This is a genomic window from Pseudomonas sp. C 49-2, from assembly GCF_003970195.1.
Lineage (GTDB): Bacteria > Pseudomonadota > Gammaproteobacteria > Pseudomonadales > Pseudomonadaceae > Aquipseudomonas > Aquipseudomonas canadensis.
The window spans coordinates 27,389-54,031 of sequence record NZ_RXYG01000019.1 but is presented as its reverse complement, the minus strand read 5'-3'; the positions used below and the strand labels follow the sequence as shown (position 1 = coordinate 54,031).

Sequence of the window (26,643 nt, the reverse complement as noted above, 5' to 3'; positions counted from 1 at the left end):
AGCGGAGCGTTGCATGAAACGTCTTATGTCTCCGGTCGCCGTACTGGCCTTGATCCTTGCTTATGGTGCCAGCGCCCAGGCGGTGGAGTACAAGGACGTCAACCGCACCGCCAGCCAGATCAGCTTCACCTACAAGCAATTGGGGCAGCGGGTGTATGGCACGTTCAGCGAGTTTGAAGGCGCCTTGACCTTCGACACGCAAAAACCGGAGGCCGGGCATGCCTTGCTCAAGATCCAGCTGGCCAGTATCGACGCGGGCAGCCCGGACGCCAACGGCGAGCTGCAACGCGCGTCCTGGTTTGATACCGCGACGTTTCCGGTGGGCGTGTACGAATCCACCGGCGTCAAAGCCTTGGGCGACAACCGCTACACGATCAGCGGCAATCTGACCATCAAGGGCACCACGCGCCCGGTGGACGTGGACGTGGTGCTCAAGGAGCAGAGCGGCATTGGCGTGTTCGACGGTGAGTTCGTCCTCAAACGTGGCGACTTCAAGATCGGCGAGGGTGAGTGGGCCGGCAACAGCGTGGTATCCAATGACATCAACATCAAGTTCAAGATGGTCGCGCCGCAGCGTTAACGCGCGAACTTCTTTGCGCCGGCCACGCAGCCGATCACCGCGACCGTCACCAGCACCATGCCCAGGCTGACCTGCTCATGCAGCAGGCCTGCCGCCAGCGCCAGGCCGAAAAATGGTTGCAGCAACTGCAACTGGCCGACGGCGGCAATGCCACCCTGGGCCAGGCCGCGATACCAGAACACAAAGCCGATCAGCATGCTGAACAGTGACACATAAGCCAGGCTCAACCAGGCGGGCAGACTGATGCCGCGGAAACTCGACGGCGCAAGCATCAGGCTCAACGGCACCACCACCGGCATCGACACCACCAGCGCCCAGCAGATCACCTGCCAACCGCCCAGGCTGCGCGACAGCTTGGCGCCTTCGGCGTAACCCAGGCCGCACACCAGCACTGCCAGCAGCATCAGCAGATCGCCGGCCGGTACGGCGCTCAAGCCTTGGGCGACGGCATAACCCATCACCAGCACACTGCCCAGCACCGAGAACAGCCAGAACACCGGCCGCGGTCGCTCGCCGCCGCGCAACACGCCAAACACGGCGGTGGCGAGGGGCAGCAGGCCGATGAATACGATGGAGTGGGCCGAGGTCACGTATTGCAACGCCAGGGCGGTGAGCAAGGGGAAGCCAATCACCACGCCAAGGGCGACAATCGCCAGCGGCACCCACTGATTGCGCGCGGGGCGTTTTTCCTTGAATAGCCACAGCAAAGACACGCCGAGGACGGCGGCGATCGCGGCACGGACCATGGTGAGAAACACTGGGTCGAATTCCATCACGGCCAATCGTGTGGCGGGCAATGAACCGCTGAAAATCACCACGCCGATAAAACCGTTGATCCAGCCCTGGGTACTGGTGTCCAGGGTGTTGAGAGGGGATGTACGTTCCATGAGGGAGTGCCCGAAGCAGGAGGGGTTGCGTTCGGGCCATCCTAGGGGCGAGCATTAAGACAATCAAAAAATTGTCATGGATACATCCCAATGCCGCGCGCCCGCTACAAGTCCTTGGTCGACACCTTTGCTGGAGCCATCCGCAGCGGCCAAATGCCGCCTGGCACGCGTCTGCCGACGCATCGTCAATTGGCCGCCGAGCATGGCCTGGCACTGGTCACCGCCAGCCGCGTGTACACCGAGCTTGAGGCCATGGGCCTGGTCAGCGGCGAACCCGGGCGTGGCACCTTCGTGCGCGAAATCTCGTTGCCGCCAGGGCAGGGCAGTGGTCAGATGACGGTGACGGCGGGCATGCTCGACCTCAATTTCAACTATCCCTCGTTGCCGGGCCAGGCAGACCTGTTGCGCACAGCATTGCGCCAACTGGCGCTGTCCGGCGACCTTGAAGCGCTGTTGCGTTACCAGCCCCATGCCGGCCGTCTGCATGAGCGCGCGGCCTTTGCGCGGCACTTATTGAACCGTGGGCTTACCGTGGAGCCCGACCAAGTGCTGCTGGTCAGTGGCGCCCAACATGGCCTGGCGGTAACGATGATGGCGTTGCTCAAACCCGGTGACGTGATTGCGGTCGATGCGTTGACCTACTCGGGCTTCAAGGTACTGGCCGAAACCCTGCACCTGGAAATTCTCGCGATCCCGGTGATGCCGACCGGCCCGGACCTGGAAGCCTTGCAAAACCTGTGTCGCAAGCGCCCGGTGCGCGCCGTATACAGCATGCCGACCCTGCACAATCCCCTCGGTTGGGTGATGGATCTGGCCCAACGCGAACGGCTGGTGTCCATCGCCCGTCAGCACAATCTGATGATCATCGAAGACGCGGCCTACGCGTTCCTCGCTGAAGACCCACCGCCCCCGGTGGCGACGCTGGCGCCGGAACGCACGGTGTATGTGGGTGGGCTGTCAAAAAGTGTGGCGACGGGCCTACGCGTGGGGTTTGTCGCGGCGCCGATGGAATGGGTAAAGACGCTGGAGCGCACCCTCATGGCCACCACCTGGAATGTACCCGGCGTGATGAGCGCCATGGCGGTGGCATGGCTGGAGGATGGCACCGTGGCACAGCTTGAGGCGCAAAAGCGCGAGGACGCCCAGGCACGCCAGGCTTTGGCCGCTCAGGTGTTCAAAGGGCTGACCACCATCAGCCATCCCTCGTCGTATTTTCTATGGTTGCCGTTGGCGGAAGACGCCCGGGCCGATCAGGTCGCCATGACCTTGCAGCGCGACAATATTTCAGTGTCCACCGCCGAGCCGTTTGCCGTCTCGGGACACGTCCCGCATGCGTTGCGGTTGGCCTTGGGGTCGGTGCCAATGTCGGCACTGCGCGAAGCGTTGCTCAAAGTGCGCAAGGTGGTGGCGTGGTGAGCCGGTTTCAGCGGCTCACCGCTGGGCATCAGTACTTGTAAGCCTGACGCCCGATCAGCAGCCATTTGCCTTTCTGCTTCTGCCAGACCTGGAAGTTGTCGATGTCGGTAGGCACTTCAACGCCGCTGTTCACGGCCAGGGCATGGAAGTGGTTGCGTACCAGCGCGGTGTCGCCTTGCAGGGTGATGGTCTGGTTCTGCATTTCCAGGGTCTTGAAGGCGCTGGTATGGGTTTCCAGGTCAGCGATGAATTGGTCTTTGTTCTGCACCTTGCCGCTAGAGTGGCCGTAGGTGAGTTTGTCGGCCGTCAACGCGTGAAGTTGCTTGAGGTCCAGGTGCAGCATGGCTTGGGTCAGTTGGTCGACCGCTTGTGCCACATCCTTTTCGGCAGGGGCAGGCGCGGCTGCGACATAACCGCTGAACAGGCACAGAAATCCGATCAGCACTTTGACGTTTTGCATGGGTGTTTCCTTATTGTTGTTGGGGGCTGGCACGACAGCTCAAGTCGTCGTACAACCATGCAGTATTTCGGGTGGGGAAGGAAAGTGAAATTTCGAAATATCTTGAAAAGATTAGGCTTTAAGGCGTTATAAAACAAACGCAAACTTATACGATGTCCCAACACACTGATCTCATCATGCCTCGCTTCCTGTGCAAGTAGCACATCGCTATGCTACTGCCGAAACCTGACACTGCCCGAGAGACAAAATGGATTTTGACTGGCACAGCGACACACTCACCCGCGCCACTCCGGTAACCCCACACTACAAAAACACTCAAAACGTCCGCCGCTTCATGCGTGAACACTGCGGCCCAGGGTTTAAATTCGACCGGCCGTTCATGGCCTGGATCCGCAACGAGGTGCCCAAGACCCTGGGCGACGTGGTGGATGAGTGGCAACGCCGAAACGAGGATTCACGCCCATGACACCCGACGAAAAATACCAGGCCGCCCAGCAACGTCTCGGCTATCCGCTGGATGAATTCAAAGTCGGTGGGGGTGATGCAACTGCCGAAGTCGGCGGCAGTGGAGATCGATATGATTGCCGTCGCCCACAGCGCTTGAAGTGACACGCGATCCAACTGTAGGAGCCGGCAAGCTGGCTCCTACAGGGAGGGTGTTTAGTCAGCTGCCAGCGGGGGTGTGCGCGGTGGAATCAGGCGTTTGCTGCCGGTGGCTTCATAGGCCGAAGCAAACCGCAGCAACGCCGAATCGTCATACGCCCGCCCGGCAAACGTCAGCCCCACCGGCATGCCGATATCCGCCATCACGCCCATCGGCACGGTGACGGTCGGCACGCCGAGGTGGCGAATCGCGAGGTTACCGTTGGCGACCCACACGCCGTTGCTCCAGGCGATGTCAGCCGACGCTTCATTCACGTCAGCATCCGCCGGGCCTACGTCAGCCACGGTCGGGAACAACACGGCGTCGAGACCGAGCGTGTCCATCCAGTCTTCCAGGTCGATGCGGCGGGTCTGTTCCAAACCGCGCAGGCCATCGGGGACCGTGCTGATCTCGTTCCACGGCGTGATGCCGCGTTCGGCCATGCGCACGTATTCGTCCATGCCGGCGGCCAAATCGTCCTCACGGTTGGGCAGAGTGCCGGGGTCGTGGGGGAAGATCTTCGGCCCGTCCACATCCGCCAGGCGGTTGAGGGCAGGGTCGTTGTTGGCGCGCAGGAAATCATCGAAGGCCCAGGCCGACAGTTCCCACAGTTCATCGTGGAGGAACTCCTTGGAGACCAGTCCACGGGTGAACACGGTGGGTGCGCCAGGGCGGTCGCCTTCGCAGTTGGACACCAGCGGGAAGTCCACGTCGATGACTTCGGCGCCGGCCGCAACCAGCGCCTGGCGCGCGTCGTTCCACAGGTCGATCACGCTGGCGCGGGTGTTGATCTTCTGCCCGGTAGGACCGCCGATGCCGGGTTTTTCACTGGTGCCGGCGTCAGGGTCGGCGTTGATGTACATGCGCGGCACGCCAAAGCGTTTGCCGGCGAGGGATTCGGAGCTCACGGCCAGTTCAGCGTAGGACGCCGGGCGAACCGAGGCGACGCTCGGGATCGGCACCCACGGCTGCAAACGCCACAGGTCGCCACGGGTGTCCGGGTCTTCGGCCACCACCACATCGAGCACTTCCAACAGGTCTGCCATGGTGCGGGCGTAAGGCACTACCACGTCCATGGTCGGTGTGAGCGGCCAGTTGCCGCGCACCGAAATCACCCCACGGGACGGGGTGTAGGCGCACAGGCCATTGTTGGACGCCGGGCCGCGTCCGCTGGACCAGGTTTCTTCGGCCACGCCAAACGCGGCAAAACTGGCCGCCGTCGCGGTGCCGGCACCGTTGGACGAACCGGAGGCAAACGGCGCCGTCAGGTAGTCGGCGTTATACGGGCTTTCCGCCCGGCCATACACACCACGCTGCATGCCGCCATTGGCCATCGGCGGCATGTTGGTCTTGCCCAGGCAGATGGCGCCGCCGCCGCGCAGGCGTTCGATGGTGAATGCATCACGCTGGGCGACCAGATGGGCAAACGCCGGGCTGCCGGAGGCGGCGGTCAGGCCCTTGACCAGGTAGCTGTCTTTGGCGGTGTAAGGAATGCCATCCAATGGCCCCAAGGTTTCGCCTTTGGCCCGGCGTGCATCGGACGCCTCGGCTTCTTTCAGGGCGTCGGGGTTGCGCACCACCACGGCGTTCAAGGCGGTGACGGTCTGCGGGCCGTCATAGGCCTCGATCCGCGCCAGGTAGGCCTTGACCAGTTCAACCGCCGTGGTCTGGCCGGATTCAAGCGCAGCGCGCAATTGGGCAATGGAGACTTCGGTAACTTGCATCACGTTTTTTTCGCCGCCTTCAAGTGGGGGTATGGCGGCAGTCTACGTACAGATATTTCACAAAACCAGCGCCGCATACTCCGCATAGGCGCCGCGCATCACCTGCCAGGTGGCCTCGTCAGCGGGAATCAGATGTTCGATCCGCAGGGAGGTGAGGGTGATGTCCTGGGGCATGCCAAACGTGGTGAAGGTGGACAAAAAGCTCAGTTCACCCTGGCGTGAGCGCACGCGGGTCAGTACCAGCGGCGGCATGTGCGCGGGCAGTTCGGTGTTGGCCGGTGTCGGCAAACTCGCCAGTAATGCGGCCAGTTCGGGATTGCCCAGCGCTTCACGGGTGGCGCGCTGCCAGGCCAGGGCGCGGATCTCCTCGGCATTGATCAGGTGATCGCCCAGGCCGCCCGGCTGCAGCAGCGTCGTCAGCAAGTTCACGCCCTCGGCGGCATCCGCTCGGATGCCCACTAATTCAAACAGCAGGCCGGTACTGGCATTCGCCGCCAGCACTTCCCACTGACTGCCCAACAGGATGGCAGGGGCCGGATTGTTGGCGTGCAGCACATGGCTGACGGCTTCGCGGATCGCCGTCATGGCGGGTGAGGCGAGTGGGGTGGCGGTGTAGCGCGGCGCATAGCCGGCGGCGAGGAATACGCGGTTGCACTGCTCCAGCGGTGCCTCCAGTGCCGTCAACAGATTATGCAATGTGGCGGTGCCTGGTTTGGCGCGACCGGTCTCGATGCAACTGAGGTGACGCTGGGAAATGCCGGTGATCAGGGCCAGGTCGAGTTGGCTCAGCTTGGCGTGCCGGCGCAATTGGCGCAGCTGTTCGCCGGCAGTAACAAGGTTGTCCATGGCGGAATCATGACCTCCGAGGTCATTGCGAGGGTCCGAACCTTATCACTAACGTGGGCTTCCATCACTTCAAGGAAGAGACCATGAGCAGTCGCTTTATCGCCCTGGCCGGTTTGCTGGGATTTTCGTTCTACACCCTGGCGACGATGCTGACAGCCGAACAGTCGCTGTGGGCCTTTGGCCGCGAACTGATGTCACGGCCGGACACCGCGCAGGTGGTGATCGACCTGTATTTGATGGCGGTGCTGGCGTGTGTGTGGATGTACCAGGACGCACGACGGCGCGGGCGCTCGGTGGTTTCGTTGCTGCCGTATTTTGTGCTGACGGCAGTGTTTGTGTCGGTGGGGCCGTTGCTTTATTTGGTGGTAAATGGGGTGCGCGATGAGTGATCTTTTGCAGGTTTATGCGCTCTGTGTGCTGGTGCTGTGCCTGAAGATGTTTGCGATTTCCTGTTATCAGGGGGTCTTTCGGATACGGCGCCAGGCGTTTACCAACCTGGAGGATGCAGCGTTCTTCAAGCGTGCTGCGCATTCAGCGGAACTGCCGCAAGTGGTGAGGGCGACCAAGGCCTGGGCGAACGACTTGGAGAGTATTCCACTGTTTTTCGTGTTGGGCGGGCTGTGTATTGCGTTGGGGGCGAGCGGCGCTGTGACGGCAGGGTTATGTGTCTGTTTTACCCTTGCACGGGTTGCGCATACGGTGATGTATCTGGTGGGGTGCCAGCCCTGGCGGACGCTCGCGTATGGGCTGGGCGCAATCTGCCTGCTCGGGCAGGGCGCCACTGTGGTTGCCAGGCTGATGGTGATTTCCACTTAACAATAGGGTGCGGTTCCCGTTCTATCCACCAACCGGATGCTATCGCGCCCGCCACGCTTGGTTTCATACAGCGTGGTGTCGCCTTGCTCGATCAACGCCGTGAGGCTCGGTGGCGGCTGGTCGAACAGGTTGGCGCCGATGCTCAGGGTTACCGGCGCCGGCGTGGTGAAGGTCTGCGCGGCCAGCTTTTGGAACTGGTCGCGCAGGCTGCTGCCCAGTTCGACGATCTGCTCGGTGGACGCCGGGTTCAGCAGGATCACGAACTCATCCCCGCCCAGGCGTGCGGCCAATGCTCCCTGGGGCACCACGCTGCGAATCATCTCGCTCAAGGCGATCAGCAAACGGTCGCCGGCGGTGTGGCCGTAGAGGTCGTTGACCGACTTGAAGTTGTCGATGTCGATCAGCAGCAACGCGCCGGGTTGCGCCGGCGAGACCTGGGCCAGCAGGCGCGGTGCGCGCAGGTCGAGGGCGCGGCGGTTGTACAGGGCGGTCAGTGGGTCGCGGGCGGCGAGGCGGGCAATCTGTTGTTCGCGTCGGTAGCGTTCGGAGCCGGTCATCGACAACGCGATCAGCATGATCGCCATGGCGCCTTCCACCAGGGAAATCTGGATGATCTCGCCCTTGAACGCGGCGAGGTCGATCAAGGTGCCGGGGATCAGCACCGACAGCGCCTTGGCCACATAAAACGCGCCGTGGATCAACAGCACATAGCGTAGTTGCACGGCGCCGATGCTCAGGGATTTGCCATGGGGCCGCAGTAAAAAGCTGGCGCGCAGGGTCGGCAACGCCACCAACAGCGACTGTACCGCCAGCATGGCTTTAGACCATGAGGGGTCGCTCGGCAGCATCAGCATGCAAAACCAGGCCACCAGCATCAGCAGCCACACGGGCGACAAGCGTGTTTGCGTGAATCGCGCCACACCGAGCAAGAACAGGAAATGCGCGGTCACCAGCAAGCCGTTGGCGAACCAGATGCCGATCATCAAATAGCCGTTGATGCGCAGTAGGGCGAGGGTGGAGCCGATGCTGATGGTGGCAAAACCGGCGCTCCAGCACAGCAGCGAAGGTTCGCGCACGCTGCGCCATTCAACGGCCAGGTACAGGGCGGCAGCGGCTGCCAGGGCAACGGTGAGTGCCAAAATCGTAGGAGGGTCGAGCGTCATGTGCTGCCGGGTCTGCCAGGGTTGCGTTGAAAACCGCGATTGTAAGCGTTCGCGCGAGGTTTTCGGAGGCTTACTGGCGAACGGCTATCAATGCATTCAATTTAACGCACTGGCAACGTCGCGCGGAACACCGTTCCCGACGCCAGATCTGACTCGACCTCAATTAAACCTTGATGGGAGGTCACAATTTCAGAGGCGATGAACAAGCCCAATCCAAGACCTTCCGTTGGGCCGTGTTCTATGAACGACCGTTGGGAAAAGCGCCCCATGGGATTGAAGATAAACGGCAGGACATCGGCAGAAATGGGGTTGCCACCGTTGCGCACAGTGAACACCACCGTCTCTGCGCGAGTCGCCAACTCGACTGTGATGGGTAACTGTGCATCGCCGTGTTGCACGGCATTACTGATGATGTTGGAAAATACCTGCTCCATGCGCGGGCCATCAAAGCTGCCAAGCGCCTGGGCTTTTGCTTCGAAGACGATGTTCGAAGCAGGGTGAAAGGCTCGGATCTCCTCGACAATGCGTTCACAGATCGGCGCAAGATCGACCTCCGTACGCTTTACCGGAATGCCTGGCCCCATCTGACAACGTGTCAAATCCAGCAGATCGCCGACGATCTGGCTGGCACGTTGCACACTGGTATAGATCTGCGTGGCCACACGGCCGCCGCGCTCGTCCACAGTCGGCGAGCGCCGGAGCGTGTCGGCGCCCAGCAGAATCGCGCCCAACGGCGTGCGCAGGTCGTGGCCGAGGATGCCCAGGAACACATTGCGCGACGCTTCTACGGCACGTGAGTAACTGGCGATGGATTCTGCCAGTGCCTGGTCGATGGCTTCATGGAAGCGGTTCATGTCGTCGACATCCAGCGCCGTTCCCTGTTTGACCTGGTCAAGCCACTGGCTGAGCACGCTGGTGCGCAACGCGCGGTATTCAGACACCATCTGGTCGATGGAGAAACCCGCCATCAAGCGTGTCACCGCGTGGGTTTCAGCAGGGCTTTCTTCGTCATTCCGCGGCGCCAGCCCTTGCGCCTTGTCAGTTTGCTCCTGCACGGTCTGGGTGGTGCGCAGGTCACTCACGATGGCGCGAAGCATCTGCTCGGCATGATCGCGCAAGCCTTCACGGTCGAGGTCGGCCCCAGGTGTCTGGATGGTGCGGGCAAAGTCTTCCCACGCCTGAAGGATCGGCTCGAGGTTCGCAAGAATGAAGTCAGGCAGGCGCATACGGGAGGTCCTTGGATGGGCAGAAACGCACGGGAAGCTGCCAAACAAGGATTTAAGCACGGAATGGCTACACGCAGGCGTCCTTGCCTGCGTCAGTCGTGGGCGTAGGCGCGATCAAATGCCTTTGGTGGAGGGTAACAAGACGGTCAGAATGCCCACCAGCGGCAGGAACGAACACAGCTTGTAGACGTACTCGATACCGTGGGTATCAGCGAGCAAACCGAGCAAGGCTGCGCCAATCCCGCTGAACCCGAACATCAGGCCGAAGAAGATTCCGGCGATCATGCCCACGTTACCCGGCACCAGTTCCTGGGCATACACCACGATGGCCGAGAAGGCCGACGCGATGATGAATCCGATCACCACGCTCAACACCGCCGTCCAGAACAGGTCGACGTAGGGCAGGGCCAGGGTGAACGGCGCGGCGCCGAGGATGGAGAACCAGATGACTTTCTTGCGCCCGATCTTGTCGCCGATCGGGCCGCCCGCGAAGGTGCCGACGGCCACGGCGCCGAGGAACAGGAACAGGTACATCTGGGAGCTCGCGACCGACAGCTGGAATTTTTCGATCAGGTAGAACGTGAAGTAGCTGGTCAGGCTGGTCATGTACCAGTATTTGGAGAACACCAGCACGGCCAGCACCACCAGGGCGAAGGTCACGCGGCCCTTGGACAAGCCGTGGGTCGCTTTGCCGCCTTGCTTGAGCTTGAACAGGTTGAGGTGGTTGCGGTACCAGCGGCTCAAACCGTAGAGCACCAAGATGGCGAACACCGCAAACAACCCGAACCAGGCGATATTGCCCTGGCCGTAAGGAATGATGATCGCGGCCGCCAGCAACGGGCCGAAAGCACTGCCGGTGTTGCCACCGACCTGGAACGTCGACTGCGCCAGGCCGTAGCGACCGCCGGACGCCAGGCGCGCAACGCGGGAGGTTTCCGGGTGGAAGGTCGACGAGCCGACGCCCACCAGGCCTGCTGCGAGCAGAATCGCCGGGAACGTGCCGACAAACGCCAGCATCAGAATGCCGATCAAGGTGCAGACCATGCCCGCCGGCAGCAGCCAGGGTTTCGGGTGGCGGTCGGTGTGGTAGCCGATCCACGGCTGCAGCAGGGATGCGGTCAGCTGGAACGTCAGGGTGATCAGGCCTACCTGGGTAAACGACAGGCCGTAGTTGGCCTTGAGCATTGGGTAGATCGACGGCAGCACAGCCTGGATCAGGTCGTTGATCAAATGCGCCAGGGCGCAGGCGCCGAGCACACGCATGACCAAAGGGCTGGCTTGGGGTGTGGTGGTTGCAGCGGCGGGTGACGCGGTGAGGGTCGACATGCAGGCATTCCATACAAGGCAGCTAATCAGAGGCGGCAACTTCTTAAGGTCGCCATCCATTACAAAATGATTCGGCGTTCATGCTAAATTCGTCAGGAATGCCTGTCTCGCGTAATTCGGGCGACAACCATCGCAAAAAGGGCGAAATCATCAAACCATTGAACGAATTCCTCCAGGAAATCAACGAAGGTGCCTGGGCGGTCATCAGTTCCGCCACGGATTATCCGGAAAACTGGGTGATCCCCGACCACAGCCACGAGAAGCACCAACTGCTCTACGCCATCGAAGGCGTGATGGTGGTGTACTCGGCGCTCAACCAATGGACGGTGCCGCCCAATCGCGGGATCTGGATGCCCGCCGGGCAGGTGCATTCCCTGCGTTGCGTGGGCACCCTGAAAATGCGCAGCGTGTTTGTGCGCCCGGATCGTTTCCCGAACATGCCCGGCGAGCCGAAGACGGTGAGCATCTCGCCGCTGCTGAGCGAATTGATCAAGGCCTCGGTGAGCCTGAAACCGCCGTATGCCGAGGACTCGCGGGATGCGCGGATCATGCACCTGATCCTCGACGAACTCGCCATCCTGCCGGCCTTGCCACTGTCCTTGCCGCAGCCTGCCGACCCGCGCCTGCAGCGCATTTGCCTCGCGTTGCAGGAAGAGCCCGGCGACGCCTCCACGGTCGCCCACTGGAGCGAGCGCCTGAACCTGGACCAGAAAACCATCCAGCGCCTGTTCCGCAAGGAAACCGGCATGACCTTCGGCCAGTGGCGCCAGCAGGCGCGGCTGCTGCTGGCATTGGAGAGGATTGCGGTGGGGGAGAAGGTGATCGATATCGCGCTGGAGCTGGGTTACGAAAGTCCGAGCGCCTTTACCAGCATGTTCAAGAAACAGTTCGGCAAGACGCCGAGTCATTTCTTCAGGTAGGCGCCTGCGTGAGGTTGGCGTGCAGGTCCAACAGACCGTTGAACGCATCAATGTCCAGCGGTCGGCTGAGGAAATAGCCTTGGCCCTCCTCACAGGCCACGCTCTTGAGTAATGCCAAGTGCTCGGCGGTTTCGATGCCCTCGGCTGTCACCGTCAGTGCCAGGGCCCGGCCCAGGCCGACAATCGCCTGGATGATCGCCTTGTCATCGTCGCTTTCTTCCAGGCGGGTCAGGAAGCTGCGGTCGATCTTCAAACCATCGAATGGGAACGCCCGCAGGTAGCTCAGGGATGAGTAACCGGTGCCGAAGTCATCCATGGCGATACGCAGGCCCAAGTGCTTTAGCGTATGCATGACCTCAAGTGCACCGTCGGTATCATCGAGCATGACGCTTTCGGTGATTTCCAGTTCCACCCGTGCCGGGTCGATACCCGACGTCGCCAATGCCTGGCGTGCGCGCTCGACCAGGTTGCCGCGCTTGAATTCGGTGGGTGACAGGTTCACCGACACAAACAGATGCTCTGGCCATTGGGCGGCACGCGCGCAGGCGGTTTCGAGTACCCAGTCGCTCAACGCCAGGATCAGCCCGGACTCCTCGGCAATCGGAATGAAGGTGTCAGGCGCGATCAGCCCACGCACGGGATGTTGCCAGCGCACCAGGGCTTCGGCGCCGACCATTTGCCCGTCGGCGATGCGATAGCGCGGCTGGAAATGCAGGCGCAGCTCGCCGTGTTTGATCGCATAGCGCAGGTCGCTCTCCAAGCGGCGACGTTCGATAATTCGCGCGTTCATGTCGCCGGAGTAGAACCGCCAGGTATTGCGCCCCGCAGCCTTTGCTTCGTACAAGGCAATGTCGGCGTAGCGCAGAAGTTCCGTGGCTTCACGGGTATCGGTGGGGGCGATAGCGATTCCGATGCTGGCGCTGACAAACACCTCCTGCTCGTCGATTCTGATCGTACGCTCGATGGATTCGATCAAGCGCTTGCACAGTGCTTCGACTTCGTCTTGAGTGCCTGCATCGGTCAGGATCAGTACAAATTCATCACCGCCGATTCGCGCGACCAGATCCCCATGGCGAACGCAGTCCGCCAGGCGGGCCGACACTTCGTTGAGCACCCGATCACCGGCAGCGTGCCCAAGCAAGTCGTTGACCGGTTTGAACCGGTCGAGGTCCAGGCTGAACATGACCAACGGCTGCTCCAAGGAGGACAAGGCCTTGAACTTGCCCTCCAGAAACGCCTGCAGGCGCGTGCGATTGGGCAGCCCGGTGAGGGCGTCATGCTGGGACAGGAACTCGATGCGTCGACGGGCCTCGACTTCTTCCGTTACATCGGTGGCCGTTCCGCGAAACCCGCCACACGGCATCTGCCGTGCGGACAGTCGAGTGCTGCGTTCCAGCCCCAATGCATCGACGTAACGACACTGCACGCTGATATCCGGGCGACGTTCGGGGGCGCTGAGCCACTGGGAGAGCAGGCCGCTTTCGGTCTCCAGCAAATCGTTCATTGTGGCGCCGATCCAAGCGTTGCGCACCAGCCCGGTCACGCCTTCAAAGCGTTCCGACAGGTAGGTAAAGCGCCAGCCGGCGTCGATTTCCCATACCCAATCGGAACTGGCTTCCACCACATCGCGAAAGCGGGCTTCGCTGGTGGCCAGGGCGTTCTGACTGTTCTGCAGCGATGAATGGCTGGCGTCCAGGGCGAGTGCGGCGGCGGTGGTGCGCCGCGAAATGACCCAGGTCATCACGCACACCAGCAACGCAGCCAGGCCCAGCAGCGGCAGGCCTACGCCCATCAGGCGCAAGCCGGGACGAGCCGGCTCCCAGTGGAGACTGCCGGCCGAGCCGTTGTCGCCGAGGGGGAAGAGCAAGGTCTTGCCGATTTCATCGGCGGTGGCGACGTGCAGTTTGTCCACGCCGAATTCATCGCCGATCACCGCCAGTTTGGCGCTGTCGAGGATATCGATAAAGATCAGCACCGACGCTGTCCGGCCGTCGGGCAACACCGTGGGGTCGGTACCGGGGGTGATGGCGGCGGCAGCTACCAGTGCAGGGCTGCCAAGCACGCTGATAAAAGCCGTGGCGGGTGTCTCATTGTCTGCGCCCGCGCGAGCCTGCTCAAGAATCTCGGTGATGGGCCCACCGAGCCACTGGTTGAGTTCGACGGTCTGTAACTGGCCGTCAACGACGGCATACACCGTGCGGTTGGCGTCGTCGACCACGAACAGGCCTTGAAAGCCGAAATCATCGAACAGCGTGGCGCCGATGTTGCCACGGACAAAGGCCCAATCAGCGTCTACCGTCATATGCAAATGCTTGTAGGCGTCACTCCAGAAGGCGTAGTCCTTGACCGTCACCCGCAGGGACTTTTCCAGCGACTGCACGGCTTTGCGGGTATAGAACGCACTTTCAGCCTGCTCGGAGCGGTCCAGTTCATGGGCCAGATAGACCAACGAGTAGGCCGCGGCGGCAAACACCACGGCCAGCAAGGCCATGAACCTGAAGAGTGAGGTGCGCGCCAGCGACAGACTGGTGCGATCGGAAAGCGAGCGGACGATAGGGGCGAGAGCGTTCGGCATAGTTTCCCGCAGGGCGTCGCTGCTTGTCAGGGGTGTCCCTTGCTATCGGCAGCTCAGGCAAAACATTTAGACCGCCGGGTAGGGTGGCCGCTGGCGCGCGTTGCCAACCACGTCAATAGGGCCGCGACGCTCAGCACCGCTGCACTCAATTCGAATGTCGCCTGATACCCGCTCAGGTCGAACATCAGGCCGCCCACGATAGCGCCGGAAGCGATCGCCAGTTGGATAATCGCCACCATCAAGCCACCCCCTGCCTCGGCGTCGTCGGGCAGGGTTTTTGACAGCCAGGTCCACCAACCCACGGGGGCGGCGGTGGCGACCAGGCCCCAGAGCCCCAGTAATAGCGTGGTTATCGCTGTGGAACTGCCAAATATGACCAGCGCCAGCGCAATCCCGGCCATCACCAGCGGAATAATGCCCAGCGTCAGGAACAGGCTTTTTTTCAGGAAACGCTCAATCACCAACGTCCCCGCAAAACCCGCCAATCCCAGCACCAGCAAGATCAACGACAGCCCGGACGCACTTACCTGGGTGACGGCCTCCAGAAACGGCCGCAGGTAGGTGAACAACATAAACTGGCCCATGAAAAACACACTCACCGCCAGCATGCCCAAGGCCACCGGCGTGCGTTTCATCAAGTGCAGCAGGCTGCTGTTTTTGGCGACGCCTTGAGCCTTGATTGAAGGCAGGCTGATCATCAACCAGGCCGCTGCCAACGTCGCGACGGGGACGACGCAAAAGAACGCCCCGCGCCAGCCGATCAAGCCGCCGACAAAACTGCCCAATGGCGCGGCGATCACCGTCGCCAAAGCGTTGCCACCATTGACGATCGCCAGCGCACGCGGCACCTGGGGCTCAGGCACCAGGCGCATGGCCGTGGCGGCCGACAACGACCAAAAGCCGCCGATGGCCACGCCGATTAACGCACGGCCAAGCATGAACACCGGGTAATTCGGTGCCAGCGCCACCACGGTGCCAGAAACGATCATCAGCACGGTCAAGGCCAGCAAGAGGCGCTTGCGCTCGACCCGCGCCGCTACGCCTGCGATCAGCAGGCTGGTAAGCAACGCAAACAGACCAGACACCGAAATGCCCTGGCCGGCTTGCCCCTCGGTAATCTGCAAGTCGGCCGCCAGGGGCGTGAGCAGGCTTACGGGCATGAACTCGGACGCCACCAGGGCAAAGGCGGCCAGGGACATCGCGAGCACAGCGCCCCAGTTTTTCGGGGTGTCGGAGATCACTTCAAGTTGCTCCTGAAAAAGCTGGCCAGCTTGTCGAACGGGATCAGGCCGACCCGGTCGTACAGGTCCACATGGCCGGCATCCGGGATGATCACCAGTTCCTTGGGCTCGGCAGCACGCTGGTAGGCGTCCTCGCTGAACTCAAGGGAATGGGCATTGGCACCGGCAATCAGCAGCAGTGGTCGTGGGGAAAGCGTCTCGATGTCGTTGAACGGGTAGAAATTCATGAACTTAACGTTGCTGGTCAGCGTCGGTCGCGTGGTGTTTTGCGGCGAGGCACCCGCCGGGGTGAACGCACCACGCGGCGTGCGATAGAAGTCGTAGAACTCATCGCCCACTGCATCGCCGGTCAGGGTCTGAGGCGTGCCGCCGGTGTAGACGGTGTTGCCACCCTGGAACTCCACATAACGCTGGTTGGCGGCTTGCAGCAGTACTTGCTGGCGCTGCGCCAAGGTCACGCCGTTTTTAAGGCCGTTACGGTTGGCTGCGCCCATGTCGTACATGCTCACCGTAGCGATGGCTTTGAGGCGCAAGTCGATCTTTGCCGCTGCGATGGCAAAGCTGCCGCTGCCGCAGATGCCAATCACGCCGATGCGCTCGCGGTCGACCATCGGGCGGGTGCCGAGGTAATCCACGGCGGCGCTGAACGCTTCACTGTAAAGATCGGGCAACACGGCATTGCGCGGCTCGCCAGCGCTTGCGCCCCAGAACGACAAGTCCAAGGAAAGGGTGACAAAGCCCTGCTCGGCCATTTTGGTGGCGTACAGATTCGCGCTCTGTTCTTTGACGGCGCCCATCGGGTGGCCGACGATGATTGCCGCATTTTTTGAAGAGGGGGCAAGGTGCTTGGGCACAAACAAATTGCCTGCGACCGTCATGCCATATTGATTGTTGAAGGTGACTTTTTCGACGGTCACCTGCTCGCTTTGGTAGAAGTTGTTAGCACCATTGGACATATCGGCTCCCAGTGTCGACATAGAGGTCACCAGCAAACTCAGGGTGAGCAAGAGGCTTTTCATCGGGGGTTCCTCGAGAAGGTTGGTCCGCGCATTTTCCCGAGTGAGAGCAGGGTTCTGTAGTGCGTTTGACTGGAATACTTGCCTGATCCTCTGAGTCTTGTAGTTTGCCGGGGACGGCCATGGGCGCGACGGGGTAAAGTCCGATGAAGAGAGGAAAGAGCCTGTAATGACCACTCATCAAACATCCTTGAATGCGCTGATCCAGGCCATCGGCTCGCGCGTGCACGCGCCGGGTGACTACCCCATGCCGATTCCGGGCCTGGGTTTTTATCACCGTGATCAGCCTGCAACACCCGTCGTGTGCATGGTGGAACCGTGCATCGTGCTGGTCGCCCAGGGTGAAAAGCAGTTGTGGGTCGGTGGCGAGGGCTACCCGTATGACACGTCACGCTTCCTGGTGACCTCCCTGGACATTCCCGCCAACTCCGAAGTGCTGGCGGCCAGCCCAGAGCATCCGTGCCTGGGGCTCACTTTCAAGCTGGACTTGCGCATATTGGCCGAGCTGATCGCCCAGAGTGAGCTACCGCCAACGCGGGAGAGGGCAGTGTTGAAGGGCGTGGGTATCGGCACGGTGACCGAGGGCATGCTGGCATCGTTTGCGCGCCTGGTGGCGCTGCTCGATGAGCCTGAAGCCATCCCGGTGCTAGCGCCTTTGATTCAGCGTGAAATCCATTACCGGCTACTGAAAAGCGACCAGGCGATCCGATTGCGTCAGATCTGCTCCGTCGACGGGCAGGGGTATCGGATTGCCAAGGCCATCGATTGGCTGAAGCTCAATTACACCGCGGCCTTGCGCGTGGAGGAGTTGGCCGCGCGCGTGCAAATGAGCGCAGCGACGTTTCACCATCACTTTCGCCAACTGACGGCAATGAGCCCGTTGCAGTATCAGAAGTGGCTGCGCCTTAACGAGGCGCGGCGCTTGATGTTGAACGAGCATCAGGACGTGTCCAGCGCGGCGTTCAAGGTGGGCTATGAAAGCCCCTCTCAGTTCAGTCGCGAATACGGCCGGTTGTTTGGGGTGCCACCCAAACGTGATATCGCGGCGCTGCGTGGCAGGACCGAGGTCAATGATCGGACGTCAAATTAGCAAAGAATATGCACCCGATCAGCCGCGCAAACAGGTTCAGGGTTTCCGGCAGGTTGGGGTCCTCAAACAGCATTGCTCTTGAATCGAGCGCGCACAGAGCGCCAAACAGGCGGCCGTCGGGCAGGAAAATCGGCGCGCCGGCATAGCTCTCAATGGCGAATTGCTTGACCACCGGGCGGGCGGCGAAGCGGCCGTTCTGGCTGATCTGCGGGATGAACAGGGTTTGCGGGTTGATGCAGAATTCGCTGCACAGGGTGGTTTCCAGATCGAGCACATCGTCGACATGGATGCCCATGTCCACGGTGTCGTGCACCGAGCAGACTACCCATTCCAGGTCGGTGAATTTGGCGATGCCGGCAAAGCGCATCCCCGTCAGGCGGGTGACCAGTTGCAGGATGCTGGTGGTGGCTTCTATTTCGGCGATGGCAGCACGCTCATCGGCGCTGAGCAGGGACTGTGGCGCGGTGACGCTTGGAACCATGGGGACACTCCAGTTGCGTGGCGGCCCGAGCCGCCACGCGCTTTCAGGTGTTAGTTGATACGCGGATGTTGCTCGACCAGGTTCTTGCGCTTGGCCTCCAGTTCGGCAATTTCGGCATCGATGTCTTCGATCTTCTGCTCGATATTGTCGTGATGCTCCTGCAGCAGTTCCTTGGCTTCTTCCATGTCCGAAGCGGCCGGCGCTGCGCCACGCAGCGGCTTGTTCGCGGTTTCCTTCATGGTCAGGCCGGTGATCAGGCCGACCACGGCAAACACCATCAGGTAGTAAGCAGGCATAAACAGATCGTTGGTGCTTTCCACCAACCAGGCTACGGCGGTTGGGGTCACGCCAGCGATCAGCACCGACACGTTGAACGCACTGGCCAACGCGCTGTAGCGCAGGTGAGTCGGGAACATTGCGGGCAGCGTCGAAGCCATCACGCCGATGAAGAAGTTGAGGATCACGGCGAGGATCAGCAAGCCCGCGAAGATCAGGCCGATCTTGCCGCTGGTGATCAGCATGAACGCCGGGATGGACAGGAACAACAGGCCGATACTGCCGGCGATGATGAAGGGCTTGCGGCCGATCTTGTCGCTGATGAAACCAATGAACGGCTGCACGAACAGCATGCCGACCATGATCGCGATGATGATCAGCACGCCGCTGTTTTCTTTGTAGTGCAGGTTGTGCGACAGGTAGCTCGGCATGTAGGTGAGCAACATGTAGTAGGTCACGTTGGTCGCCGCCACGATGCCTATGCAGGTCAGCAGGCTGCGCCAGTGCTTGGTCGCCACTTCCTTGAACGAGACTTTGGGGCCGTGGGTCAGGCCTTCGCGGTCGCCTTGCTCCATTTTGTCCATGTGCTGCTGGAAGGCTGGGGTCTCTTCCAGCGCATGACGCAGGTACAGGCCGATAATGCCCAGGGGCAGGGCAAGGAAGAACGGCAGGCGCCAGCCCCATGACTCAAAGTCAGCTTCGCCCAATATGCTTGAGATCAGCACGACAACGCCCGCGCCCAGCACGAAACCGGCGATGGATCCGAAGTCCAGCCAACTGCCGAGGAAGCCACGCTTGCGGTCCGGGGCATACTCGGCGACGAAGATCGAGGCGCCGGTGTATTCACCACCCACCGAGAAACCCTGGGCCATTTTGCACAGCAACAGCAAAATCGGCGCCCAGATACCGATGGAGGCGTAGGAGGGGATCAGGCCGATGGCAAAGGTGCTCAGGGACATGATCACGATGGTCGCGGCGAGGACCTTTTGCCGTCCGTATTTATCGCCCAGGGCGCCGAAGAACAGGCCACCCAGGGGACGGATCAGGAACGGCACCGAGAACGTGCCGAGTGCAGCGATCATTTGTACGCTGGGCGAGGCGTCGGGGAAGAACACCTTGCCGAGCACATAGGCGACGAAACCGTAGACGCCAAAGTCGAACCATTCCATGGCGTTACCCAGGGCAGCGGCGGTGATTGCCTTGCGCACCTTGGTATCGTCGACGATGGTGATGTCTTTCAATCCGATGGGCTTGACGCTTTTCTTACGTAATTTCATGCGGGACACTCTAAAGCAGAACAGGGGAGGTGCCATCGTTGCGATGGCACCGCTCTGTCAGTTCAGATACAAGCGGACATGAAATAATTCACCACTTTTTGCGTTTTTTTGCACATGCATTGAACTTCACAGGTTTGCCAAGGAGAAAACCGAATGCCCGCTGCCGCCTCGCGCCTGACCTACCGTCGCCCACAACCCGGTGACGTGCAGCGATTGTTCGCGATCTACGGCGATCCGCAGACCAACCTGTTCAACCCCGCCGGCCCCATGGCCAGCCTGGAGGTTGCACAACGCCTGCTCGATCACTGGCTCGAACAGTGGGCTACCCAAGGCTACGGCTGGTGGGCGATTGCACGCGTCGAAGCGCCGGATCACATCATCGGCTTTGGTGGAATCGCGCCGGTGGACTACCTGACCGAAAGACGCATCAACCTGGGTTACCGGTTTGCGGTGCAAGCCTGGGGGCAGGGCTACGCCACCGAGTTGGGCCGTGACGCATTGAAGCTGGCCTTCGAAACACTTGGCTTGCCCGAAGTGTTCGGGTTGGTACGGCCGGATCACGCGGCATCCATTCGCGTGCTGGAAAAGATCGGCATGCAGCCTTTCGGTACGCTCGATGATGTGCCGGGCAAGGCACCCAGCCTGGTACTACGCGTTCGTCATCCTACAACTGCTTTTGCCTGACGTTTCACATACCCGCGCAATACCTCGATAAACGGCAATCTTTCAGATTGACAGCATTCAGGCGTCCCGATATAAAAGTCGCAGTTGTACGACGACATATGACGTTACATATGTCCTACCTAACAAAAATAAAAAGTGATGCCATGAACTTGAACGAGCCCATCAACGCTCACCGCGTTGGCCAAGCTGTAGGCAACTATCGCTGGACCATCTGCGCGATGCTGTTCTTCGCGACTACCGTCAACTACCTCGACCGCCAGGTGCTCAGTCTCTTGGCCCCTCAGTTGTCCACGCAATTTGGCTGGAGTAACACCGATTACGCCAATATCGCGGCGGTGTTCCAGTTTGTTTACGCGATCTCCATGCTGTTCGCCGGGCGCTTCGTCGACAAGATCGGCACCAAGACGGCGTATGTGGTTGCGATCGGCATCTGGTCCACGGGCGCCATCATGCATGCATTCTCGGTGCCGATGGGCGAGGGCATTGCGGCCATCAGCGGGGCGATCGGCCTGGCGGTGATCCCGGTGTCCATTGCGGGCTTCATGTTGTCCCGTGCGGTGCTGGCGATTGGCGAGGCGGGCAACTTCCCGATTGCGATCAAGGCCACCGCCGAGTACTTCCCCAAGAAAGAACGCTCGCTGGCCACTGGCATCTTCAACTCCGGCGCCAACGTGGGCGCGATCCTGGCGCCGATTTGCGTGCCGTTGATCGCCGGTCTCTGGGGCTGGGAAGCCGCGTTCATCGTGATTGGCGCGTTGGGTTTCGTGTGGGTGGCGGTGTGGATCGCGCTCTACCAAAAGCCGGATGAACAGAAGCGCCTGTCGGCGGCGGAGCTGGCTTACATCCGCAGCGACCAGACCGTGCAACCCTTCACCCCGGCACCGGCCGGCGCTGTGGAGAAGAAAGTTTCGTGGTTCAAGCTGCTTACTTATCGCCAGACCTGGGCCTTTGCCTTCGGCAAGTTCATGACCGATGGCGTGTGGTGGTTCTTCCTGTTCTGGTTGCCCACCTACCTGTCGGCGCAGTACGGCATGAAAGGCGCTGATATCGTCATGCCGCTGGCGGTGCTGTACAGCATGACCATGGTCGGCAGTATCGGCGGCGGCTGGTTCCCCAGCTACTTCATGGCACGCGGCGATGCGCCCTACGATGGCCGCATGAAAGCCATGCTGGTGATCGCGCTGTTCCCGCTGGTGGTGTTGCTGGCACAGCCATTGGGCTATATCAGCTTCTGGGTGCCGGTATTGCTGATTGGCGTGGGCGCCTCGGCGCACCAGGCGTGGTCATGCAACATCTTCACCACGGTGTCGGACATGTTCCCGCAGAAAACCGTGGCCTCGGTGGTCGGTATCGGCGGCATGGCCGGCGGCCTGGGTGGCGTGGTAATGACCAAGATCGGCGGTTGGGTGTTCGACTACTACAAGTCCGTCGGCGACATCCATACCGGCTACATGATCATGTTCGCGATCTGCGCACTGGCCTACCTGGTGGCCTGGAGCGTGATGAAGACGCTGGTGCCGCGTCACAAGGAAATCACTGACCTGTAAGGTCTTATGTCCCGCGCCGCAACGGCGCGGGGCCGCTTTAAAGCGTGAGCGCCCAGGTCTGGCTGACCAGGGATTTGCCGAAGCTGTCTATCGTTTCTTCCTCGACCAACGCGAACCCGGCCTTCTGATAGAGCTTGCGTGCATCGCTGAGGATGTCCACCGTCCACAGTTGCATGCGTTGGTAGCCGACCTGCCGGGCAAAGCGCACACACTCATCCACCAGCCGTTGGCCGATGCCCATGCCGCGCGCACTGGCGTCCACGTAGAGCATGCGCAGCTGGGCTGTGGTTTCGCCGTGGCGGATGACGAACACCGAGCCCACCACTTCGCCGTCCTTTTCCGCGATCCAGCAACGCTCGCAGGTTGGATCAAACGCCCTCAGGTACTTGGCGACCGTCTCCGCCACCAATGCTTCGAACTCCCAGTTCCAACCATATTCACGGGCATACAATGCGGTCTGTTGTTGCACCACCACGCCCATGTCGCCTGGCTGTGGGTCGCGTAGCAAATAGCTGGGCGCCGTGCCTTGCAGCAGGGCCTGGATGCGCTTCATGGCGTCGGTGAGTTGCCGCTGTTGGGATTCCGGCAGGTTGTCGAGCAGGGCGATGACTTCGCTTTGGGTCTGCTGTTCCAGGGGCGCCAGCACCGCACGGCCGTGGTCGGTGAGGTGCAGTTGCACCGCGCGGGCATCGGTGGCGGAGCGGACTTTCTGGATCAGGCCCTTCTTTTCGAAACCACTGGTCAATCGGCTCAGGTAACCCGCGTCGAGGCTGAGCATCTGGCACAGGTCGGCGCTGGTGAGATCACCACGGGTAGACAATTCGTACATCACGCGGATTTCGGTGAGCGAATAGTCGCTCTGCAGCAGGTGTTCCTGCAGCACGCCGATCTGGTGGGTGTAGAAGCGATTGAAGCCGCGCACGATGCCGGCGCGTTCGACAAGCAGGGGAGTGGACATGCGGGAATGCTCAAATGGTTGCCTGAAGCAATTATATTGTTGCTTCAGGCAACCATGTCAAACACTTTGCTTAGCGGTTACGCGTCACCCGCCAAAGGGTATTGGCCAAGTCATCGGCAATGATCAGCGCACCTTTGGGGTCCACCGTCACACCGACCGGGCGGCCACGGGTCTTGCCGTCGTCTCCGCGAAAGCCGGTGGCAAAGTCGATCGGTTCACCGGACGGCTTGCCGTTGCTGAACGGCACGAAGATCACTTTGTAGCCCACCGGGTTGTCGCGGTTCCAACTGCCGTGCTCACCGACAAACACGCCGTCAGCGAACTGCTCGCCCATTTGCGGGATGGAGAAGTCCACGCCGAGCGCTGCCACATGGGAGCCCAGGCTGTAATCCGGCTTGATCGCGGCGGCGACCTTGGCCGGGTTCTGCGGTTGGGCGCGCGGGTCGACATTCTGGCCCCAGTAGCTGTAGGGCCAGCCATAGAACGCGCCTTCACGCACCGAGGTCAGGTAGTCCGGTACCAGATCGGGGCCCAGTTCGTCGCGTTCGTTGACCACGGTCCAGAGTTGCCCGGTGTCCGGCTGGATCGTCAGTGCCGTCGGGTTGCGCAGGCCTGTTGCATAAGGCTTGTGCGCGCCAGTGGCGGCGTCGATCTGCCAGACCATTGCGCGATCGATCTCCACTTCCATGCCACGTTCGGTAACGTTGCTGTTGGAGCCGATACCCACGTAAAGCTGACTGCCATCGGCACTCACCGCCAGGGATTTGGTCCAGTGGTGGTTGATCTGCGCCGGCAGGTCGGTGACCTTGGTGGGCGGGCCAGCGGCCTTGGTCTGGCCGTCGGCGTAGTCGAAACTCACCAGCGCATCCTGGTTGGCCACGTAGAGCTTGCCGTTGGCAAACGCCAGGCCGTACGGCGCGTTAAGGTTTTCGGCGAACACGGTCTTGAGTTCATAGGTGCCGTCACCGTCGGCGTCACGCAGCAAGGTCAGGCGGTTGCCGCCCTTGACCTTGGTGTTGCCTTCGGCCTTGATCAGGCTGGCGATCACATCCTTGGGCTTGAGCTTGGCCGCGCTGCCGCCACGGCCCTCGGCGACGAGGATGTCACCGTTGGGCAGCACCAAGGTCTGGCGCGGGATTGCGAGATCAGTGGCAATCGCAGTGATGCTGTAGCCTTGCGGCACCTTGGGTTTCTGATCGCCCCAGGGCGCGGGCTCGGCAATCTTCATGCTCGGCAGCAGGCTGCTTTGTTGTTCCGGCAGCTTGGGATCGGGGCCGCGGGCCTGGGTCTTGTCGCCTTCACCACCGCAGGCGGTCAGCAGCAGGGCGGCGCTCAATAGCGTCAATGTGTTGGACGTTTTCATTTAACACCTCCCACGCGCAGGCCGGTCCAGGTGGCCGCCAACGTCAGCAGCAAGACAATCGCCGACAGGATCAGGCCGCCGGGCATCGACGCGTAGGCGTCCTTGGCGTGTTGGAAGGCGTTGACCAGGCCGAGTATCCAGGTGGCCAACAACAGCAGTACATAACGCGTGGGTTGGCCTGCCTTGCGCTCGGCACGGAGCAGGTTGACCAGCGCAAACAAAAACGCGAAACCGGCGAACACCAGCGCACCGGCAATCAGCCAGGCCGAGAAGTTGGCCCATTGAATCTGGTAGGTCTGGGTGTAGGCAATGTCGCTGAGCAAGGCACCGAGAAACAACGGCACGGTGCCGGCGAGCAAGGTCGCATGCAGCGGTCCGGGTGCGTATCGGTAGGCGGGAAGGGTAGTCATAAGGGGGCGGCTCCTTGTTGTACAACGCCCCTGGACGGGGCAGCGCATAAGAAGTGAACGCAGTGCGTGTGAGAAAGTTCAGCGTGAAACGTTTCGAAATAGTGGGAACCCTCTAGGGGCGCCCCGGCCTAACGCCGTATCATCCCGTCCTTTTCTCTCGCCAGGCGCCTCCATGACTCAACCTCGCATCGGCTTTGCGTGTCAGTACAAACATCCTGAGCGCCTGCTGTCCGCCAGTGCCTTGAAGTTGATTGAAGGCCCGTTCAACCCACGCACCACCACGTTGCGCTGGATGGACAGCGTCACGCCGCAAGTGGCCCGCGACAAGCTGGTGGAAGTGGTCACGCACAACCTGGCCGCCCAGTTGCGGCTTTTGGCTTATGTGGCGCAATTGCCGCCGACCTTGCGCATGTTGCGCCTGAGCAGCGATCTGCTGCCGTTCTACAGCCACCCGAAAGTCGCTACCGTGTACCAAGACCCTGCCATCGAGCGGCAACTGGTGGAAGGGTTCGCCGCCATCGGTGAGTTGGCCCGCGCGTCGGATATCCGCCTGTCCTTCCACCCCGGCCAGTACTGCGTGCTCGGTTCGGAAAACCCCGGCGTGGTGGAGAACAGCCTGGCCGAATTCGAATACCATGCCGATATGATTCGCATGATGGGCTACGGCCGTCGCTTCCAGGACCTCAAGTGCAACGTGCACATCGCCGGCCGCCTTGGCGTGGAAGGCACCCGCGCGGTGTGGTCACGCCTGTCGGAGGTGGCGCGTAACTGCATCACCTTCGAGAACGATGAGAAAACCTACGGGCTCGACCATTGCCTGCAAGTCGCTGACCTGGCGCCGGTGGTATTGGACATCCACCACTGCTGGATCAACGAAAACGACTACATCGACCCCCACTCCGAGCGCGTCGCCCGCGTGATTGAAAGCTGGCGCGGCGTGCGCCCAACCATGCATTACTCCCAGCCCCAGGAAGTCTTGCAGGAACTGAGTTTCGACGCCGAGCACAAGTTGGAAATGGACGCGCTGTTGCAGGTGGTGTCCAAGCGCGACCTCTACGCCCACAGCGCTCAGATGTGGAACCGCTGGACCAACGACTACGCGCTGCAGTTCCTTGACCGCTTCGACATCATGCTGGAAGCCAAGGATAAAAACGTGGCGGCGCTGGCCTTTTATGAACACTTCAAGCGACATTCAATCTAGAAGAAGGAGCCTTCACCTATGCCGACCCTCCACCTGCTCTGCGGAAAAATAGCCTCTGGCAAATCCACACTCGCCAAGACCCTTGCAGTCAAACACGACGCCTTTTTGTTCAGTGAAGACCACTGGCTCGCTACGCTTTACCCCGGTGAAGTCAGCTCTATTTCTGACTACCTTGCTCGCTCCCAGCGCATGCGCGGTGTGTTGGGGCCGTTGGTCATCAATCTGCTGCAGTCGGGTGTCAATGTGGTGCTGGATTTTCCTGCCAACACCTTGGCCAATCGTGAATGGCTGCTAGGCCTCGCGCAGACAGCCGAGGTGCCGCACTGTTTGCACTACCTTGAACTCGATGACAGCACCTGCCGGGCCCGACTGCATGCGCGCAATGCACAGGGCGAGCATGACTTCGCCGCCACCGATGCCGAGTTTGACCTGATCACCCGTCACTTCTGTGCGCCCAGCGAGTCGGAAGGCCTGGTGATTGAGAGGCACCGTCCATAAGCGGTTTCGGCCGTCCCTG

27 protein-coding genes are annotated in these 26,643 nt (G+C 61.2%); 12 read left to right on the top strand and 15 right to left on the bottom strand.

The features are described 5' to 3' along the window. The first annotated feature begins 25 nt into the window (after nt 1–25). A complete protein-coding gene (locus EJ576_RS26695; protein ID WP_028616365.1) occupies nt 26–580 on the top strand; it encodes a YceI family protein in 555 nt (184 codons plus the stop codon). Here EJ576_RS26695 and EJ576_RS26690 read toward each other — a convergent pair. Further along, nucleotides 577–1,467 (bottom strand): DMT family transporter, encoded by an 891-nt coding sequence (locus tag EJ576_RS26690; RefSeq protein ID WP_126571514.1) that lies wholly within the window; start codon nt 1,465–1,467, stop codon nt 577–579. The genes EJ576_RS26695 and EJ576_RS26690 overlap by 4 nt on opposite strands. Nucleotides 1,468–1,557: 90 nt before the next feature. Between EJ576_RS26690 and EJ576_RS26685 the strand changes: the two genes are divergently transcribed. After that, on the top strand, nt 1,558–2,883 hold the full coding sequence (locus EJ576_RS26685) for a PLP-dependent aminotransferase family protein (protein ID WP_126571513.1): 1,326 nt from the start codon (nt 1,558–1,560) through the stop codon (nt 2,881–2,883). Between the two features lie 28 nt (nt 2,884–2,911). On the opposite strand, the gene EJ576_RS26680 is transcribed toward EJ576_RS26685, so the two are convergent. Continuing rightward, nucleotides 2,912–3,343, bottom strand: coding sequence for a nuclear transport factor 2 family protein (locus EJ576_RS26680; RefSeq protein WP_034104888.1), 432 nt, complete (start codon nt 3,341–3,343; stop codon nt 2,912–2,914). Between the two features lie 247 nt (nt 3,344–3,590). Between EJ576_RS26680 and EJ576_RS26675 the strand changes: the two genes are divergently transcribed. Together EJ576_RS26675 and EJ576_RS29720 are read left to right on the top strand one after the other, a co-directional pair. Continuing rightward, nucleotides 3,591–3,809, top strand: a complete 219-nt coding sequence (locus EJ576_RS26675; RefSeq protein ID WP_078048701.1) for a DUF6434 domain-containing protein — start codon at nt 3,591–3,593, stop codon at nt 3,807–3,809. Continuing rightward, the gene (locus EJ576_RS29720; RefSeq protein WP_158628962.1) at nt 3,806–3,952 is read left to right on the top strand and encodes a hypothetical protein; all 147 of its coding nucleotides are present in this window, start codon (nt 3,806–3,808) and stop codon (nt 3,950–3,952) included. The genes EJ576_RS26675 and EJ576_RS29720 overlap by 4 nt, the downstream gene beginning before the upstream one ends. A gap of 51 nt (nt 3,953–4,003) precedes the next feature. On the opposite strand, the gene EJ576_RS26665 is transcribed toward EJ576_RS29720, so the two are convergent. Both EJ576_RS26665 and EJ576_RS26660 read right to left on the bottom strand, forming a co-directional pair. Next, nucleotides 4,004–5,713: an amidase gene (locus EJ576_RS26665; RefSeq protein ID WP_122727380.1), complete on the bottom strand. Its 1,710-nt coding sequence runs from the start codon at nt 5,711–5,713 to the stop codon at nt 4,004–4,006. Nucleotides 5,714–5,767: 54 nt separating this feature from the next. Next, nucleotides 5,768–6,556, bottom strand: coding sequence for a helix-turn-helix domain-containing protein (locus tag EJ576_RS26660; RefSeq protein ID WP_126571512.1), 789 nt, complete (start codon nt 6,554–6,556; stop codon nt 5,768–5,770). An 83-nt stretch (nt 6,557–6,639) separates the two neighbouring features. Here EJ576_RS26660 and EJ576_RS26655 point away from each other — a divergent pair, with 83 nt between their 5' ends. Together EJ576_RS26655 and EJ576_RS26650 are read left to right on the top strand one after the other, a co-directional pair. Then, nucleotides 6,640–6,945 carry a DUF2834 domain-containing protein gene (locus tag EJ576_RS26655; RefSeq protein WP_126571511.1) on the top strand — a complete coding sequence of 102 codons (306 nt, stop codon included), beginning with the start codon at nt 6,640–6,642 and terminating at the stop codon, nt 6,943–6,945. Beyond that, the gene (locus EJ576_RS26650) at nt 6,938–7,372 is read left to right on the top strand and encodes an MAPEG family protein (RefSeq protein WP_126571510.1); all 435 of its coding nucleotides are present in this window, start codon (nt 6,938–6,940) and stop codon (nt 7,370–7,372) included. The genes EJ576_RS26655 and EJ576_RS26650 overlap by 8 nt, the downstream gene beginning before the upstream one ends. On the opposite strand, the gene EJ576_RS26645 is transcribed toward EJ576_RS26650, so the two are convergent. The 3 genes from EJ576_RS26645 to EJ576_RS26635 form a co-directional block, all read right to left on the bottom strand. Further along, nucleotides 7,369–8,535 carry a GGDEF domain-containing protein gene (locus EJ576_RS26645; protein ID WP_126571509.1) on the bottom strand — a complete coding sequence of 389 codons (1,167 nt, stop codon included), beginning with the start codon at nt 8,533–8,535 and terminating at the stop codon, nt 7,369–7,371. The genes EJ576_RS26650 and EJ576_RS26645 overlap by 4 nt on opposite strands. A gap of 101 nt (nt 8,536–8,636) precedes the next feature. Then, nucleotides 8,637–9,761 (bottom strand): sensor histidine kinase, encoded by a 1,125-nt coding sequence (locus tag EJ576_RS26640; protein ID WP_126571508.1) that lies wholly within the window; start codon nt 9,759–9,761, stop codon nt 8,637–8,639. A 114-nt stretch (nt 9,762–9,875) separates the two neighbouring features. Continuing rightward, on the bottom strand, nt 9,876–11,087 hold the full coding sequence (locus EJ576_RS26635) for an MFS transporter (RefSeq protein WP_028616354.1): 1,212 nt from the start codon (nt 11,085–11,087) through the stop codon (nt 9,876–9,878). Between the two features lie 98 nt (nt 11,088–11,185). Here EJ576_RS26635 and EJ576_RS26630 point away from each other — a divergent pair, with 98 nt between their 5' ends. After that, nucleotides 11,186–12,007, top strand: coding sequence for a helix-turn-helix domain-containing protein (locus EJ576_RS26630; RefSeq protein ID WP_028616353.1), 822 nt, complete (start codon nt 11,186–11,188; stop codon nt 12,005–12,007). Here EJ576_RS26630 and EJ576_RS26625 read toward each other — a convergent pair. Genes EJ576_RS26625 through EJ576_RS26615 form a run of 3 tightly spaced genes read right to left on the bottom strand, consistent with a single transcriptional unit; the run spans nt 12,000 to nt 16,842 of the window. After that, nucleotides 12,000–14,582 carry an EAL domain-containing protein gene (locus EJ576_RS26625; RefSeq protein WP_126571507.1) on the bottom strand — a complete coding sequence of 861 codons (2,583 nt, stop codon included), beginning with the start codon at nt 14,580–14,582 and terminating at the stop codon, nt 12,000–12,002. The two genes, EJ576_RS26630 and EJ576_RS26625, sit on opposite strands and share 8 nt — an antisense overlap. A 53-nt stretch (nt 14,583–14,635) precedes the next feature. After that, the gene (locus EJ576_RS26620) at nt 14,636–15,781 is read right to left on the bottom strand and encodes an MFS transporter (RefSeq protein ID WP_126571529.1); all 1,146 of its coding nucleotides are present in this window, start codon (nt 15,779–15,781) and stop codon (nt 14,636–14,638) included. Nucleotides 15,782–15,819: 38 nt separating this feature from the next. Continuing rightward, on the bottom strand, nt 15,820–16,842 hold the full coding sequence (locus EJ576_RS26615; protein WP_126571506.1) for an alpha/beta hydrolase: 1,023 nt from the start codon (nt 16,840–16,842) through the stop codon (nt 15,820–15,822). Between the two features lie 166 nt (nt 16,843–17,008). Between EJ576_RS26615 and EJ576_RS26610 the strand changes: the two genes are divergently transcribed. Beyond that, nucleotides 17,009–17,929: an AraC family transcriptional regulator gene (locus EJ576_RS26610; protein WP_126571505.1), complete on the top strand. Its 921-nt coding sequence runs from the start codon at nt 17,009–17,011 to the stop codon at nt 17,927–17,929. Here the strand turns inward: EJ576_RS26610 and EJ576_RS26605 are convergent. Beyond that, a complete protein-coding gene (locus EJ576_RS26605) occupies nt 17,907–18,410 on the bottom strand; it encodes a GAF domain-containing protein (RefSeq protein ID WP_123477727.1) in 504 nt (167 codons plus the stop codon). The genes EJ576_RS26610 and EJ576_RS26605 overlap by 23 nt on opposite strands. A gap of 50 nt (nt 18,411–18,460) precedes the next feature. Beyond that, nucleotides 18,461–19,963 (bottom strand): glycine betaine/L-proline transporter ProP, encoded by a 1,503-nt coding sequence (gene proP, locus EJ576_RS26600; protein ID WP_038849597.1) that lies wholly within the window; start codon nt 19,961–19,963, stop codon nt 18,461–18,463. 153 nt (nt 19,964–20,116) lie between these two features. Here proP and EJ576_RS26595 point away from each other — a divergent pair, with 153 nt between their 5' ends. Both EJ576_RS26595 and EJ576_RS26590 read left to right on the top strand, forming a co-directional pair. Next, the gene (locus EJ576_RS26595) at nt 20,117–20,647 is read left to right on the top strand and encodes a GNAT family N-acetyltransferase (RefSeq protein ID WP_122727360.1); all 531 of its coding nucleotides are present in this window, start codon (nt 20,117–20,119) and stop codon (nt 20,645–20,647) included. A gap of 143 nt (nt 20,648–20,790) precedes the next feature. Then, the gene (locus EJ576_RS26590) at nt 20,791–22,194 is read left to right on the top strand and encodes an MFS transporter (RefSeq protein WP_122727358.1); all 1,404 of its coding nucleotides are present in this window, start codon (nt 20,791–20,793) and stop codon (nt 22,192–22,194) included. A gap of 37 nt (nt 22,195–22,231) precedes the next feature. Here EJ576_RS26590 and EJ576_RS26585 read toward each other — a convergent pair whose 3' ends face one another. The 3 genes from EJ576_RS26585 to EJ576_RS26575 all read right to left on the bottom strand — a co-directional run bounded on the left by EJ576_RS26585 (nt 22,232) and on the right by EJ576_RS26575 (nt 24,925). Continuing rightward, nucleotides 22,232–23,152, bottom strand: a complete 921-nt coding sequence (locus EJ576_RS26585) for a helix-turn-helix domain-containing GNAT family N-acetyltransferase (RefSeq protein ID WP_126571504.1) — start codon at nt 23,150–23,152, stop codon at nt 22,232–22,234. Nucleotides 23,153–23,222: 70 nt separating this feature from the next. Continuing rightward, a complete protein-coding gene (locus EJ576_RS26580) occupies nt 23,223–24,515 on the bottom strand; it encodes a sorbosone dehydrogenase family protein (protein ID WP_122727354.1) in 1,293 nt (430 codons plus the stop codon). After that, the gene (locus EJ576_RS26575; RefSeq protein WP_126571503.1) at nt 24,512–24,925 is read right to left on the bottom strand and encodes a DUF2231 domain-containing protein; all 414 of its coding nucleotides are present in this window, start codon (nt 24,923–24,925) and stop codon (nt 24,512–24,514) included. Before EJ576_RS26575 ends, EJ576_RS26580 begins: the two co-directional genes overlap by 4 nt. A 172-nt stretch (nt 24,926–25,097) precedes the next feature. On the opposite strand from EJ576_RS26575, the gene EJ576_RS26570 reads away from it, so the two are divergent. After that, nucleotides 25,098–26,126 carry a UV damage endonuclease UvsE gene (locus EJ576_RS26570; RefSeq protein WP_126571502.1) on the top strand — a complete coding sequence of 343 codons (1,029 nt, stop codon included), beginning with the start codon at nt 25,098–25,100 and terminating at the stop codon, nt 26,124–26,126. Between the two features lie 18 nt (nt 26,127–26,144). Next, a complete protein-coding gene (locus tag EJ576_RS26565; RefSeq protein WP_123477718.1) occupies nt 26,145–26,624 on the top strand; it encodes an ATP-binding protein in 480 nt (159 codons plus the stop codon). The last annotated feature ends 19 nt before the right edge of the window (nt 26,625–26,643 follow it).

Excerpts from the sequence above, each read along its gene's own strand:
- EJ576_RS26635 (WP_028616354.1), bottom strand. The coding sequence starts at position 11,087 with ATGTCGACCCTCACCGCGTCACCCGCCGCTGCAACCACCACACCCCAA.
- EJ576_RS26595 (WP_122727360.1), top strand. The coding sequence starts at position 20,117 with ATGCCCGCTGCCGCCTCGCGCCTGACCTACCGTCGCCCACAACCCGGT.
- EJ576_RS26650 (WP_126571510.1), top strand. The coding sequence starts at position 6,938 with ATGAGTGATCTTTTGCAGGTTTATGCGCTCTGTGTGCTGGTGCTGTGC.
- EJ576_RS26675 (WP_078048701.1), top strand. The coding sequence starts at position 3,591 with ATGGATTTTGACTGGCACAGCGACACACTCACCCGCGCCACTCCGGTA.
- EJ576_RS26660 (WP_126571512.1), bottom strand. The coding sequence starts at position 6,556 with ATGGACAACCTTGTTACTGCCGGCGAACAGCTGCGCCAATTGCGCCGG.
- EJ576_RS26615 (WP_126571506.1), bottom strand. The coding sequence starts at position 16,842 with ATGAAAAGCCTCTTGCTCACCCTGAGTTTGCTGGTGACCTCTATGTCG.
- EJ576_RS26610 (WP_126571505.1), top strand. The coding sequence starts at position 17,009 with ATGACCACTCATCAAACATCCTTGAATGCGCTGATCCAGGCCATCGGC.
- EJ576_RS26590 (WP_122727358.1), top strand. The coding sequence starts at position 20,791 with ATGAACTTGAACGAGCCCATCAACGCTCACCGCGTTGGCCAAGCTGTA.
- EJ576_RS29720 (WP_158628962.1), top strand. The coding sequence starts at position 3,806 with ATGACACCCGACGAAAAATACCAGGCCGCCCAGCAACGTCTCGGCTAT.
- EJ576_RS26685 (WP_126571513.1), top strand. The coding sequence starts at position 1,558 with ATGCCGCGCGCCCGCTACAAGTCCTTGGTCGACACCTTTGCTGGAGCC.
- EJ576_RS26680 (WP_034104888.1), bottom strand. The coding sequence starts at position 3,343 with ATGCAAAACGTCAAAGTGCTGATCGGATTTCTGTGCCTGTTCAGCGGT.
- EJ576_RS26640 (WP_126571508.1), bottom strand. The coding sequence starts at position 9,761 with ATGCGCCTGCCTGACTTCATTCTTGCGAACCTCGAGCCGATCCTTCAG.
- EJ576_RS26570 (WP_126571502.1), top strand. The coding sequence starts at position 25,098 with ATGACTCAACCTCGCATCGGCTTTGCGTGTCAGTACAAACATCCTGAG.
- EJ576_RS26580 (WP_122727354.1), bottom strand. The coding sequence starts at position 24,515 with ATGAAAACGTCCAACACATTGACGCTATTGAGCGCCGCCCTGCTGCTG.
- EJ576_RS26625 (WP_126571507.1), bottom strand. The coding sequence starts at position 14,582 with ATGCCGAACGCTCTCGCCCCTATCGTCCGCTCGCTTTCCGATCGCACC.
- EJ576_RS26695 (WP_028616365.1), top strand. The coding sequence starts at position 26 with ATGTCTCCGGTCGCCGTACTGGCCTTGATCCTTGCTTATGGTGCCAGC.
- EJ576_RS26690 (WP_126571514.1), bottom strand. The coding sequence starts at position 1,467 with ATGGAACGTACATCCCCTCTCAACACCCTGGACACCAGTACCCAGGGC.
- EJ576_RS26645 (WP_126571509.1), bottom strand. The coding sequence starts at position 8,535 with ATGACGCTCGACCCTCCTACGATTTTGGCACTCACCGTTGCCCTGGCA.
- EJ576_RS26605 (WP_123477727.1), bottom strand. The coding sequence starts at position 18,410 with ATGGTTCCAAGCGTCACCGCGCCACAGTCCCTGCTCAGCGCCGATGAG.
- EJ576_RS26630 (WP_028616353.1), top strand. The coding sequence starts at position 11,186 with ATGCCTGTCTCGCGTAATTCGGGCGACAACCATCGCAAAAAGGGCGAA.
- EJ576_RS26575 (WP_126571503.1), bottom strand. The coding sequence starts at position 24,925 with ATGACTACCCTTCCCGCCTACCGATACGCACCCGGACCGCTGCATGCG.
- EJ576_RS26565 (WP_123477718.1), top strand. The coding sequence starts at position 26,145 with ATGCCGACCCTCCACCTGCTCTGCGGAAAAATAGCCTCTGGCAAATCC.
- EJ576_RS26620 (WP_126571529.1), bottom strand. The coding sequence starts at position 15,781 with ATGTCCCTGGCCGCCTTTGCCCTGGTGGCGTCCGAGTTCATGCCCGTA.
- proP (WP_038849597.1), bottom strand. The coding sequence starts at position 19,963 with ATGAAATTACGTAAGAAAAGCGTCAAGCCCATCGGATTGAAAGACATC.
- EJ576_RS26655 (WP_126571511.1), top strand. The coding sequence starts at position 6,640 with ATGAGCAGTCGCTTTATCGCCCTGGCCGGTTTGCTGGGATTTTCGTTC.
- EJ576_RS26585 (WP_126571504.1), bottom strand. The coding sequence starts at position 23,152 with ATGTCCACTCCCCTGCTTGTCGAACGCGCCGGCATCGTGCGCGGCTTC.